This is a genomic window from Amycolatopsis halotolerans (assembly GCF_042647905.1).
GTDB lineage: Bacteria > Actinomycetota > Actinomycetes > Mycobacteriales > Pseudonocardiaceae > Amycolatopsis > Amycolatopsis halotolerans.
On sequence record NZ_JBHRWI010000020.1, the window covers coordinates 464,527 to 477,066 of the forward strand.

10 protein-coding genes and 1 tRNA gene are annotated in these 12,540 nt (G+C 69.5%); 3 read left to right on the top strand and 8 right to left on the bottom strand.

What is annotated here, in order from left to right; translation table 11 throughout:
• Nucleotides 1-3 precede the first annotated feature (3 nt).
• Complete coding sequence (locus ACFORO_RS17240; RefSeq protein WP_009084200.1) at nt 4-495, bottom strand: CarD family transcriptional regulator; 492 nt, start codon at nt 493-495, stop codon at nt 4-6.
• Nucleotides 496-769: 274 nt separating this feature from the next.
• On the opposite strand from ACFORO_RS17240, the gene ACFORO_RS17245 reads away from it, so the two are divergent.
• Together ACFORO_RS17245 and radA are read left to right on the top strand one after the other, a co-directional pair.
• Nucleotides 770-1,462: a hypothetical protein gene (locus ACFORO_RS17245; protein ID WP_377871116.1), complete on the top strand. Its 693-nt coding sequence runs from the start codon at nt 770-772 to the stop codon at nt 1,460-1,462.
• A gap of 43 nt (nt 1,463-1,505) precedes the next feature.
• Nucleotides 1,506-2,867 (top strand): DNA repair protein RadA, encoded by a 1,362-nt coding sequence (radA, locus tag ACFORO_RS17250; RefSeq protein ID WP_354739820.1) that lies wholly within the window; start codon nt 1,506-1,508, stop codon nt 2,865-2,867.
• Here the strand turns inward: radA and ACFORO_RS17255 are convergent, their stop codons facing one another.
• The 6 genes from ACFORO_RS17255 to ACFORO_RS17280 all read right to left on the bottom strand — a co-directional run bounded on the left by ACFORO_RS17255 (nt 2,868) and on the right by ACFORO_RS17280 (nt 10,888).
• Entirely contained in the window at nt 2,868-3,965 is a 1,098-nt protein-coding gene (locus ACFORO_RS17255) for a hypothetical protein (protein ID WP_377871115.1), read from the bottom strand. It abuts the gene before it with no gap.
• Nucleotides 3,962-4,567, bottom strand: a complete 606-nt coding sequence (locus ACFORO_RS17260) for an RNA polymerase sigma factor (protein WP_377871114.1) — start codon at nt 4,565-4,567, stop codon at nt 3,962-3,964. The genes ACFORO_RS17255 and ACFORO_RS17260 overlap by 4 nt, the downstream gene beginning before the upstream one ends.
• Nucleotides 4,568-4,606: 39 nt before the next feature.
• The gene (locus ACFORO_RS17265) at nt 4,607-5,140 is read right to left on the bottom strand and encodes a hypothetical protein (RefSeq protein ID WP_377871112.1); all 534 of its coding nucleotides are present in this window, start codon (nt 5,138-5,140) and stop codon (nt 4,607-4,609) included.
• A 130-nt stretch (nt 5,141-5,270) separates the two neighbouring features.
• A complete protein-coding gene (otsB, locus tag ACFORO_RS17270; RefSeq protein ID WP_377871111.1) occupies nt 5,271-7,805 on the bottom strand; it encodes a trehalose-phosphatase in 2,535 nt (844 codons plus the stop codon).
• Nucleotides 7,806-7,846: 41 nt separating this feature from the next.
• A complete protein-coding gene (locus ACFORO_RS17275) occupies nt 7,847-9,298 on the bottom strand; it encodes an alpha,alpha-trehalose-phosphate synthase (UDP-forming) (protein WP_354739830.1) in 1,452 nt (483 codons plus the stop codon).
• An 84-nt stretch (nt 9,299-9,382) separates the two neighbouring features.
• The gene (locus tag ACFORO_RS17280) at nt 9,383-10,888 is read right to left on the bottom strand and encodes a threonine/serine exporter family protein (protein ID WP_377871110.1); all 1,506 of its coding nucleotides are present in this window, start codon (nt 10,886-10,888) and stop codon (nt 9,383-9,385) included.
• 209 nt (nt 10,889-11,097) lie between these two features.
• Here ACFORO_RS17280 and ACFORO_RS17285 point away from each other — a divergent pair.
• Nucleotides 11,098-11,170: transfer RNA gene (locus ACFORO_RS17285), tRNA-Thr, on the top strand.
• A 511-nt stretch (nt 11,171-11,681) separates the two neighbouring features.
• Here the strand turns inward: ACFORO_RS17285 and ACFORO_RS17290 are convergent.
• On the bottom strand, nt 11,682-12,536 hold the full coding sequence (locus ACFORO_RS17290; protein ID WP_377871109.1) for a hypothetical protein: 855 nt from the start codon (nt 12,534-12,536) through the stop codon (nt 11,682-11,684).
• Nucleotides 12,537-12,540: the final 4 nt, after the last annotated feature.

The window sequence follows — 12,540 nt, forward strand, 5'->3', positions numbered from 1 at the left end:
GGGTCAGACCGTCGCGGTCTCTAGAACCTCGTCGAGGAGCGTTTCCGCCTTGCCCTCGTCGGTGCCCTCCGCGAGCGCGAGCTCGCTGACCAGGATTTGCCGTGCCTTCGCCAGCATGCGTTTCTCGCCGGCTGAAAGTCCGCGGTCCTTTTCTCGCCGCCAGAGGTCGCGCACCACTTCGGCCACCTTGTTCACATCGCCCGAGGCGAGCTTCTCCAGGTTGGCCTTGTACCGACGAGACCAGTTCGTGGGCTCTTCGGTGTGCGGAGCACGCAGAACATCGAAGACCTTGTCCAGTCCTTCTTGCCCGACGACATCGCGTACGCCGACGATCTCGGCGTTGTCAGCGGGCACGCGAACCGTAAGATCCCCTTGCGCGACTTTGAGGACGAGGTACTTCTTTTCCTCGCCCTTGATCACGCGGGTCTCGATGGCTTCGATGAGTGCGGCACCGTGGTGCGGGTAGACGACGGTCTCTCCGACCTTGAAAACCATGTGTCCTCTGCCCCTTTCGCTGACTCCATCCTATCACGGCTGTTCGGCGGCCACCTAGCGACCCGGGATCGTCGTCGCAGGTCAGCGGCCTGGGCAGGGCTTGACAAACCGGTTTTCGCCGTGCTCATGCAGGTGAGCCGACAGCGCCCCGACCGGCACCGTGGGATCCTTTGTGGACAGTCGATCGGCCGGGAACGCACACCGGTTCCGCGCGCGAAGAACCGCCCGGCTAGTCTTCGGGAAGGACGAGGCCGTGAAAGGGAAGGACTCTGACGTGAGGCTGCAGAATCGCCGCGTGCTCGGCGCAGGCGTGTCGGCGCTCGGCGCCGCACTCGTGCTCGCCGGTTGCGGAGCCGGTCAGATCACCCAGACCGACACCCAGCAGCCCGCCGTCAACGGGACCTACGCCCAGGTGAAGACGATCGTGCTGCGCAACGTCGCGGTGCAGTACCCGGCGCAGGGCCCCGGCTACGCGGCGGGTTCGCCCGCCCCGCTCACGCTCACCGTGATCAACCAGGGCCAGAAGGACGACAAGCTCGTCTCGGTGACCTCCGAGGGCGCGACCGGGCCCGCGCAGATCTCCGGCGACCCGGCGATCGTCGCCGGCCACTCGCTCGTGATCGGCCCGGTCGACGCGGTCGAGCAGGGCGCCCCGGCGCAGCCGGAATCGGCGAACAGCACGCCGGCCTCCGAGACCAACTCGGCCGCCAACGGCGCGCCCAGCTCGGCCCCGGGCTCCGCCTCGAACAGCGCGTCGAACTCCGCCCCCAACTCGGCGTCGAACGCGCCGCAGGCGGGCGAGAACGGCGGCGCGGCGAGCCAGCTCGGCACCGGCAAGGTCGTGCTGCAGGGCCTGAAGCAGCCGCTGTGGCCGGGCGCGACGATCAAGGTCACCTTCACCTTCCAGAACGCCGGCCCGATCGTGGTCGAGCTGCCGGTCGCCGCGCCGGCGCACCCGCGCTCCTGATCGCCGCCGCGTTTCTGTCGGTGCTCGCCGATAGCCTCGCGGCGTGGTGAAGAAGACCAGCACCGTCCATCGGTGCGCGGAATGCGGGTACGAAGCGGCGAAGTGGGTCGGCCGCTGCCCGGAATGTCATGCGTGGGGCACGCTCGAGGAGCGCGGTTCCGCGAAACCGGCGATCGCGCGAGTGGCCGCCGGAGCGCCGAGCGCGCCCGCGCGGCCGATCGCCGAGGTGGACGTCGAGGCGGCCCGGGCGAAAGCCACCGGCGTGCCGGAGCTGGACCGCGTGCTCGGCGGCGGCCTCGTGCCCGGCGCGGTCGCGCTGCTGGCGGGCGAACCCGGGGTCGGCAAATCCACGCTGCTGCTCGAAGTCGCCTATCAATGGGCGGTCACGGCCGGGCGTTCGCTGTACGTCACGGGCGAGGAATCCGCGGGACAGGTCCGGCTGCGCGCCGAGCGCACCGGCAACGTGCACGGAGAGATGTACCTCGCCGCGGAGAGCGATCTGTCCGCGATCCTCGGGCACGTCGACGCGGTGAAGCCGGGAGTGCTGATCGTCGATTCGGTCCAGACCATGGCGTCGCCGCAGGTCGAGGGCTCGCCGGGCGGGGTCACGCAGGTCCGCGCGGTCACCTCCGGGCTCGTCGCGCTGGCCAAGGAACGCGGGTTGCCGGTCGTGCTCGTGGGACATGTCACGAAGGACGGTTCGGTCGCCGGTCCGCGCGTGCTGGAGCACCTGGTGGACGTGGTGCTGCAATTCGAGGGCGACAAGCATTCGACGCTGCGGATGGTGCGCGGCATCAAGAACCGGTTCGGCGCGGCGGACGAGATCGGCTGTTTCGAGCTCACCGAGGAAGGCATCGTCGGCGTGCCCGACCCGTCCGGGCTGTTCCTGAGCCGGACGGCGGAACCGGTGCCGGGCACCGCGGTCACCGTCGCGGTCGAAGGGAAACGGCCGCTGCTGGGCGAGGTGCAGGCGCTGGTGTCGAGCAGCGGCATGCCGCAGCCGCGACGCGCGGTGAGCGGCCTCGATTCGGCCCGGATCGCCATGGTGCTCGCCGTGATGGAAAAACGCGGCCGGATGAAGCTGGGGGACAAGGACGTCTACGTCGCCACGGTCGGCGGCATGAAGATCACCGAGCCCGCCATCGACCTGGCGCTGGTGCTCGCGCTGACCTCCTCACTGCACGACGTGGCCCTGTCGCCGCGGTTGGTGGCGGTGGGCGAAGTCGGGCTGGCGGGCGAGATCCGGCGGGTGCCGAACGTCGCCCGCCGGCTGGCCGAGGCGGCCCGGCTGGGCTTCACGCACGCGTTGGTGCCGCCGGATTCCGGCAAGCTCCCGGACGGCATCCGGGTGCTGGAGGTGCCCGACGTGGCGAGCGCGCTCAACGCGGCGAATCACGCGAAATGATCAGTCTCCCGCCCGCTCGGTGGTCTCGAAGGAGAACTGCGCGGAGCTGACCAAGGTGCCGGGCGGGACTCCGGCGTTTTTGTTCCGGGCGGTCACCTGGATATTGGTCAGCTGGGCTTGCGCGGGGTCCACCGAGACGAGCAGGTAGTACAGGCCGGAGGACGCCGTGTACTGCGCTACGTCCGGGCGTTCCCGCATGGGGGTGAAGCCGAACCCAGGCTTGTCCATCACACTCAGCAAAGCGGCTCGCAGCTCCCGTGATGCGTACCCGGAAGCGAAGACGTTCAGGATCATCGCGGTTCCCTCCGGATAGCTGATGCGGCTGGGGAACTGCGGAGTGCCGCTGTAGTTCATCGGCTGCGGCATCGGCCCGTCGCCCTCGGGCGGCTGCGGAGTGTTGAGGTCGGTGAAGAGGCGAGCGGTCAACTGGCTGGCGTTGGTCGGCAGGCTCGCGACGAATTCCGGGGTCGGGTGGTACCAGCCCGGCGAGAGGAAGTCGGACGGCGAGCGGCTCGGGAAGGGCAGGTTCTGGGTGAAGCGCCCGCCGGGTGCGGATTCCTCGTACTGCGACGGCCCGGGCAGGCCCCCGCTGTCCTTTTCCTTCCCGGTGATCAGCTCCGGCGGCGAGGACCGGGTCCACCGGCCTTTCCAGGTTCCGGCCGGGTTGGCCGGGATCCACAGGTCCAGCTGTTCCCGGATGGTGAACGCGCTCCTGCCCTCCACCCAGGCGGTGCGGCTGTACTTGGTCACGACGTGGGTGAACGGCGCGCCCGCTTCGCGGCGGTCCGTCGAAGAGCCCGGGCCCGCGGGCGCCAGCGTCGACGGCGCGCTGGCGAGTTCCCGGACCACGACCACGCCGCCGGTGACGAGCGCGACCGCGGCCGCCACGGCGATCCACCGCCACGCGCCGGAGCGCTGTTTCCGTTGCGGGGCAACGGGTTCGTCCGATTCGCTCACTGCCGCGGCGGCCCGCATCATGCTCGCGCGGGCTCGGTCGAGTTCGGCGCGGTCGGTGGCCGCCTCGTGCGGGTGCAGTGCGGCGAGGGCTTCGTCGAGTTCGGCGTCGGACCACAGATGCCGCACGGTGTCGTCGTTCACTGTTCCTTCGCCTCCTCGCGGCTCGATGCGCCTGGATTGGTGCGCAGCCATCTGCGGATCCGGTGCAGCCTCGACCGCACGGTGCCCGGCGGGATGCCGAGCGCCTCGGCGACTTCGACCGGTTCCAGCCCGGCCCACGAGACCAGCAGCAGCGTGTCGCGGTCGGCGACGCTCAGCTTCGCGAGCGCGCCGGCCAGCTGTGCCGCGCGGGCCTGTGCGTCCACCTGCTCGGCGACCCGGGTGTCGTGCCCGCCGTGGCCGCGGTCGCTGGAATTCGCGAGCCGCGCGGTGGCTCGCAGCGCCCGGGTTTCGCTGCGGACGTGGTGGCGCAGCAGGTTCGTCGCGATCCCGTACAGCCACGAGCGCGCGGTGCCCAGCTCCGGCCGGTAGGACTCCCGCCGGCGCAGCGCGACGAGGAACGTCTCGGCGACGAGGTCGTGCGCGGTATCCGGGCCGACGCGGCGCGCGAGGTAGCGGTGCATGGTCGCCGCGTGCGCGTCGAACAGCCGCCCGAAGGCCGGGGCGGGATCGGGTCCGCCCAGGTCGGGGCGGTCCTGCGGGCCGGTCGACACCGGCTCGGGACCGTCATGGGTCACCTGCATACCTGTTCTTGCCCGCATGGCGGGCGAGCGTTCACGGCGTTACCAGATGGGGTGGTCGCTGAACTTCTCCAGCGTGCTCACCGACGGCCGGACGAACCAGAGCCCGGCGCTGTAGCCGATCAGGCCGATGGCGAAATTCGCGAACGTCGCGAGCAGTTCGGTGAAGCCGAGCTTGCCGTGGTTGCCCCAGAGATCCACCAGCGCGGACACCCCGAGGGCGATCAGACAGCTGACCGACAGGAACGTGAAACAAGTAGTGAGCGCGGCGCGCGTGCTGCGAGCCCGGGCGATCACGAGGTAGTCGCCTTGCAGACAGCGGCGCGCGGACAGCACCACCACGGCGATGGCGAGCACGGACAGCAGCGGCAGCAGCAGGGCGGCGAGACCGAGCAGGCCGCGCGGCAGGCTGTGCCCGTGCAGCGGACGGTTCACGAGCGCGGTGATGCCGAAAACGAGCAGCGTGCCGATCGCCAGCGCGACCCCGACGACCACGGAAGCGACGCGCACCCGGGCGGCGAACAGCGGCGGCAGCGGGGCGTACTCCGCGGACTGCTGCCCGTAGTACTGCTTCACCGCATCACCTCCGCGCCGGCAACCCGAACGAACGTGCAAATGCTCGTGAAGACCACCTTAACGGAATGCGATTCCGGCAAGGCGGCCTTCACGGCACTTGTCACCGAGGCGTGCTAACGATCTTGCCTGATCAAGCCTTCTCGGCCAGCAGATTCGCGCACCGGATCAGGCCGATGTGCGAGTACGCCTGCGGGTGGTTGCCGAGCGAGCGCTCCGCGACCGGGTCGAACTGCTCGGGCAGCAGCCCGGTCGGGCCCGCCGCGCCGACGATCTGCGCGAACAGCTCCTCGGCCTCGTTGCGCCGACCGGTGCAGAGGTACGCCTCGATCAGCCACGCCGCGCAGATGTGGAAGCCGCCCTCGCCGCCGGGCAGACCGTCGTCGCGCCGGTAGCGGTACACCGTGGAACCGCTGCGGAGCTCGGCCTCGATCGCCGTCACGGTCTTCTGGAACCGCTCGTCCGCCGGGTCGATGAGGCCGGTCAGGCCCACGAACAGGGACGCCGCGTCGAGGTCGGTGCCGTCGTAGGCGGTGGTGAACGCCTGCACCTCGTCGTTCCAGCCGTGCTCGAGGACGTCGGCCTTGATCTGGTCGCGCAGCTGAGGCCAGGCTCCTGGGACGCCGCGGCCGTACTCGTCGCCGAGGCGCACCGCGCGGTCGATGGTCACCCAGCACATCACCCGCGAGTACACGCGGTGCCGCGGTACGTGCCGCTCTTCCCAGATGCCGTGGTCCGGCTCGCTCCAGCGCCGCGTGACCGCCTCGGCCATCGCGCGCACCATCTGCCAGTCCTCGTCGCGCAGTTCGCCGCGGACCTTCGCCAGCGTCGCGACCAGCTCCACGACCGGGCCGAACACGTCGAGCTGCACCTGGTGGTTGGCCAGGTTGCCGACGCGCACCGGCCGCGAACCGGCGTACCCGGGCAGCGATTCGATGACCGCCTCCGCGCCGATGACGCTTCCGGCCAGCGTGTACAGCGGGTGCAGCCGCTCCGGGCCGGCCAGCGTGGCGAGCACGCCGTGTAGCCACTTCAAGTAGCCCTCGGCCTCCTCGTGCGAACCGAGGTGCACGAGTTCGCGCACGGTCATCGCGGCGTCGCGGATCCAGCAATAGCGGTAGTCCCAGTTGCGGACCCCGCCGATCTCCTCCGGAAGCGACGACGTCGCGGCGGCCAGCACGCCGCCGGTGTCGGTGTTGACCAGGCCGCGCAGGGTCAGCGCGGAGCGGCGCACCAGTTCGGTCTGGACGGTCGGCAGCTTGAGCTTCGCCGCCCAGTCGCTCCAGTACCGGCCCGCCCGGTCGCGACGGTCCACTTCGGACAGTTCATGCGCGGTGAAATCCGTGGTGCCGCACCGCAATTCGAGCACCACCGGCTCCTCCGGCGTCGGCTGGACGAGCGCGGTCGCGGTGTCCTGAAGGCCGTCGGAGGTGATCGACCATTCGACGCCGGGCGAGCGCAGCACGAACGGCTCCGACGTGCCCAGCACGCGCAGGCCCTCGGCCTCAGCGACCAGCTTCACCGGCACGCCGCCGAATTCCGGCCGCGGCGCGAACACGACCTGTGCCACCGCTTCGCCGGAGATCACGCGCACGAGGTCGGTGCGGTGCCCGGGGCTTTCCGGTTCGAGATAGTCCGTGACGAGCAGCCGCGACCAGCGCGTCTCCACCGTCATCGTGTTCGGCAGGTACCGCTGGCCGAGCGGGAGCCCGTTGCGGTGCGGTTTGATCGAGAAGTGCCCCGCCCCGGGACCGCCGAGCAGGTCGGCGAACACCGCGGGGGCGTCCGGGCCGGGGTGGCACAGCCAGGTCAGCTTCGCGTCCGGCGTCACCAGCGCGACCGAGCGCTCGTTGGCAAGCAGCGACAGCCGTTCGATCGGCGTCGCGGACTCGCCGTAGAGCCAGTTGCGCCGCTCTTCCAGCAGGAACGCGAGCACCATCGCGACGTCGACGGTGTCGGGCACGTGGTACTCGGCGAGCGATTCGCCGTCGCCGACCTTGATGCCGAGGTCCGGCCCGGCCAGCCGGGCGAACGCCTTCTCGTCGGTGACGTCGTCGCCGAGGAACACCGCGGCGGTGGCCCCGACCTGGTGGCGAAGGGTGTCGAGGGCATTGCCCTTGTCGGTCTTCACGACCGCCAGTTCGACGACTTCCTTGCCGTCAGTGGTCGTGACGCCTTCCCACTTCGCCGGGCCTTCGTGCACGTCCGCGAGGACGCGGCGGCCGGCGTTGTGCTCGGCGCGGCGCACATGCACCGCGATGCTCGCCGGCTTGACCTCGAGCGACACCCCGGGCACGTCGAGCACCAGCTGTTCCAGCTCGTGTTCGAGCCGCCGGTGCAGCGCCTTCGCGTCCTCGTCGAGCGCGTGGATGAAACCGATGTCGAACTCGGATCCGTGGCTGCCGACCAGGTTCACTTCGGACGGCAGGCGCGACAGCGTCGCGAGGTCGCGCAGGGCCCGGCCGGAAATCACGGCGGTGGTCGTTTCGTGCAGGCCGGCGAGAGATCTCAACGCGCCCACGGACTCGGGCAGCGGCCGTGCCTCGTCCGGGTTCGCGGTGATGGGGGCCAATGTGCCGTCGTAGTCGCAGGCGACCAGCAGGCGCGGGGTACGGGCGATCTGCACGATCGCGCGCCGTAGCTCCGCGGGCAACGCCTCGGCGGTCAACACTCCTCCTCAGGAGGTCCAGCGCGGTACGGGGGAGGGGGTCAGTCGGCCGGTTCGGCACCCAGCGCCTGGAGGAACGAACGCGCCCACCGGTCGACGTCGTGGGTGAGGACCTGTCGACGCATGGCGCGCATCCTGCGTCGGCCCTCGGCGGGGTCGAGCGTAATGGCAGCCTCCAACGCGTTCTTCACCCCGTCCAGATCGTGCGGGTTCACGAGGAAAGCGCTGGTCAGTTCGGCCGCCGCGCCGGCGAACTCGCTCAGCACCAGCGCGCCGCCCAGATCCGGGCGGCACGCGACGTACTCCTTGCAGACGAGATTCATCCCGTCGCGCAGCGGAGTCACCACCATGACGTCGGCCGCGGAGAAGAAGGCGGCCAGCTCGGTGCGGTTCACGGATTGGTGCAAATAGTGCACGACCGGGTGGCCGACGCGGGCGAACTCGCCGTTGATCCGGCCGACCATCTGCTCGATCTCGCCGCGCATCCGCTGGTAGTGCTCGACGCGTTCGCGGCTCGGCGTGGCCAGCTGCACGAACGTGACGTCGCCGGGTTCGAGGCGGCCCTCGTGCAGCAGCTCGTGCAGCGCTTGGAGCCGCAGGTCGATGCCCTTGGTGTAGTCGAGCCGGTCGACGCCGAGCAGCACCGCCTTGGGGTTGCCGAGGTCGCGCCGGATCTGCTTGGCGCGCTCGCCGACGCCCTTGCTGCGGGCGAGCGAGTCGAGGCCCGCCGCGTCGATGGAGATCGGGAACGCGCCGACACGCACGGTGCGGTCGCCGACCTGCACCATGCCCGGCCGGGAGCGGACGCCGACCGCGCCGCGGGTGGGTTCGAGGCCGACCAGCTGCCGGGCCAGCCACAGGAAGTTCTGTGCGCCGCCGGGCCGGTGGAAGCCGATCAGGTCCGCGCCGATCAGGCCGCGCACGATCTCCGCGCGCCACGGGAGCTGCATGAAGAGCTCGACCGGCGGGAACGGGATGTGCAGGAAGAAGCCGATGCGCAGGTCCGGCCGTAGTTCGCGGAGCATCCGGGGCACGAGCTGCAGCTGGTAGTCCTGGATCCACACGGTCGCGCCCTGTGCGGCGACGGTGGCGCTGGCCTCGGCGAAGCGCTGGTTGACCTTCACGTAGCTGTCCCACCACGCCCGGTCGAAAACCGGCCGGGCGACGACGTCGTGGTAGAGCGGCCAGAGCGTGGCGTTGGAGAAGCCCTCGTAGTAGTCGCGGACCTCGGCCGAGGTGAGCGACACCGGGTGCAGGACGAGCCCGTCGTCGTCGAACTCGTCCACCTCGACGTCCGGCACGCCCGGCCAGCCGACCCACGCGCCCTTGCGGGACCGCAGGAACGGTTCGAGCGCGGACACCAGTCCGCCGGGACTGGCGGTCCAGCGCTGTTCCCCGTCCGCGGTCCGTTCGAGGTCGACGGGCAGCCGGTTGGCCACCACGACGAAATCCGCGGACGGTGCGCTGTTCTCCTCGGCGATCGCGTCAGTCACTCCAGCTGCTCCCTCGTCATCGGCGGGTCGCGGCCCCACTGGAAACCCTAGCGCGCGCGGAGTGACCGGCCGGTGACCAACTGGTTACTCCAAACGCCTTTCGGTCGGTTCCATCGGCCCGGCCAGCCGCGGCCCGGAGAGCTTGCGCTCGAGCCTGCCGAGCCCGGTGCGGACCGGCTGGGCGAGGTATTCGCCCAGTACAACGCCCGCCGCGAGGGCGAGCCCGACGGCGACCGCGGTCATCAGGGTGGAGATGTTGCCGCCTGGCGACACTGCCAATTGGTATAGACCACGATAGGTGGAGAGACCGGGGAGCAGCGGCGTGATCCCGGACACGGCCACCACGAGCGGAGTAACCTTCAGCCGCCGCGCCATGACGCCGCCGCAGAACCCGACGAGCGTCGCCGCGATCGCCGACGCGCTCACCGCGTCGAGCGTCGCGAGGATCAACGCGCCGTAGACGAGCGCGCCGATCGCGCCCGCCGCGGCGGCGACGAGCATCGCGCGCAGTTTCGAGTACGAGGCGAGCGCGAAGCAGGCGGCCGCGCCGGCCCCGCCGATGACGATGATCGGCAGGTCCTGCGCGGTCGAGATGGGGACGTCGGGCAAGGGCTTGCGCGGCAGTTCGAGCATCACCGCGATGCGAAGTGCGAGCACGACCCCGGCGATCAGCCCGGCACTCATCAACGCGGTTTCCATCGTGCGGCCGGACGCGGTGACGTAGTACCCGGTGATCCCGTCCTGCACCGCCGAAACCGTGGACAGCCCGGACAGCAGCACGGTGACCGCCGCGGCGACCACCAGCGTCGGCCGGTCGGTGGTGAGGATGTTGCTGCTGACGATGATCATCGCCGACAGCGTCGCGAACAGCCCGCCGACCACCTGCTGGAAGAAGAACGGGAGGTTGAACTTGTTGAGCAGCCTGCCGATCCGGTCGATCGCGGCGGAGATGACCATCGCGACGAGCGCGATGTCGAGACCCCCGCCGAGCAGCAGCGTGATGAACCCGGCCAGCCCGCCCCAGGCGGCGGTCGCGGTCCAGCGCGCGTACGGGTGCGGAGCGGAGGTGATCCGGTCCAGTTCGGTGACCGCTTCCTCCGCCCCGGTGTTGCCGCGGACGATCTGGCGCACGAGCGCCTCGGTCTCGTTGAGCCGCGTGTAGTCGAGACTGCGCGAACGGACCACTCGCAACGCGGTGACCGGCGCGAGGTCCGTCCCGCGGTGGCAGGTGACGGTGATCGACGTGAAGATGACGTCGACCTCGCAGTGCGGCAGCCCGAGTGCGGAGGTGAGCGCGAGGATGGTCGCGGTGACGTCGGACGCGCCGGCGCCGCTGGCCATCTGCACCTCGCCGATCCGCAACGTGAGATCCAGAACGAAGTTGACGGTCGCGTCGTCGGGCGGCTTGGGCCCGAGCGCCTCCTCGGACTCGACCGCGGGCTGTTCCGCCGTCGGAGCCTCGAGAATGTGCCAAGCACGACGGCGCAGCAAATTCGGCCGATGCCGCTGGCTCGACCGCGGGTGCGGAGGCTCGAGAATCGGCCACCGTCTGCGCGCGGCCCCCTGGCCGGTACGCTCGTTGATCTTCATGATCGATCCCCACCTCCTCGTTCGTTCCCGGGGACCATCGGCCGTACCGCCCCAGCTGTTGCAGTGGCGTCCGCCACACCTGTCATCGATCGTGCCGCATGGGGTTGGATCTTGTCGATTTTCGGGGCTGACCTGGGGGTTGGGGCGGGTTGTCCGGGTGCGATGGGAGCGGCCCGATATACTTTGGGCGCGCCCGTCGTCGGGTGCGTGCCGGTATAGCTCAGTTGGTAGAGCATCTGTCTTGTAAACAGAAGGTCAGGGGTTCGAACCCCCTTGCCGGCTCCGTCTCGATCATGGTCCTGTCCGGCCGTAGGTAACCGCGGCGGCTGGCACTCGAAACATAAGTGGGCAAGGCGACAGCCTGGCTGCTTACCGGGGCCGCACGCGCCTTGCTTGTTCAGGAAGCTGCCGTAGGGGATAGCGGCGAAGTTGCCGGACGCTTTCGTGGTTTCTTCACTTGCTGCCCGCGAACACCTTGCAGGTCACATCGATACCGGTCGTGATGGTCAGTGCCTGGTCTGACCTCATAAACCCTGATAGCCCGAAGAAGTGGTCCCGTCGCCGACTCGATCGAGATTGTTAGCTCGCAGGGAGGGCTCTGAGATCCTCATCTGCAGATGTGGGTGAGGTACAAGCACTGGACGACGGCCGGAACTGCCGCTCCAGTGGCAGGCGCAAGAAGCCAGCGAGGTCGGCCGAGATTTCCGGGAAGGATCGACGGAGGCTTACTGTGCGCAGACGCGCAGCGGGTTCGTCGACGCAGCCGAGCGACAAGATCCGGGAGGCGAGTGCCTTAGGCCGTGGGAAGCGCGCGAACGTAGGCGGGCGCGAGTGCGCGGATTCTCGATTCAGGGACCGCGCCGTCCAGCGCTGCTATGGCAAGTCGGACACCCGGAGTGTCGCTGCCTCCGAACTGATCTCGTAGAAGCTCCAGGCCAGTTCTTGTTACCGGCCCGACCCAGGAGTCTGTGAGTAACGCCGCGAACCGGGCACCGACTTCGTTGGGACGAGTTCCTACCATGAGGCGGTAGACGTCGCCGGCGTCTTTTGCCGTCAGGCGGTCCGGGCGCCTGTCGGCGTCCGCGAGGCGATCATGAAGCTTGTGAGCCTTAGCTACGAACAGCGCCGCAGGGCCAGCAACATTGACAGTGATGGTGCGTGGATCTTCCTCATTGAGGGATGACACGGTCATAGGCGAACGATCGATGGTCGCGGTTTCGATTCCGGGTACAGGGCGAGCAGCCATGGAGTCGTGCGGCGGGATACTGACGCTTCGGCGGCCTGTCTTGGCCAGCGTCTGGCCAACGAGCAGGTCAAGTTCCACCTGCACCTCCTGCCCGCCGATGTCTTCTATGCGGAACCACAGGCCGGACTGGTTCCTGTCGAGGCGTACGAACCCAGCGTCGGTGAGGGCGTCCTCGATCAGCGGGGCTTCAAGCAGTCGAGCTGGGTCGACGCCGAGATCGCCGTCAGATGTGAATGCGGCTACGGGTAGGTGCACGGCAGAGGTCCGCAGATAGACCGCTTGGGCACCCACGACGGTCAACGCATCGAGGTGCTGTGATAGCGCGACCAGTCCGTCTAGGAGAACTCGCCGCGCGACTGACGTGATTTCGTGCGCGGCAACGTTGCCTGGCAGCTTTGACACGAGA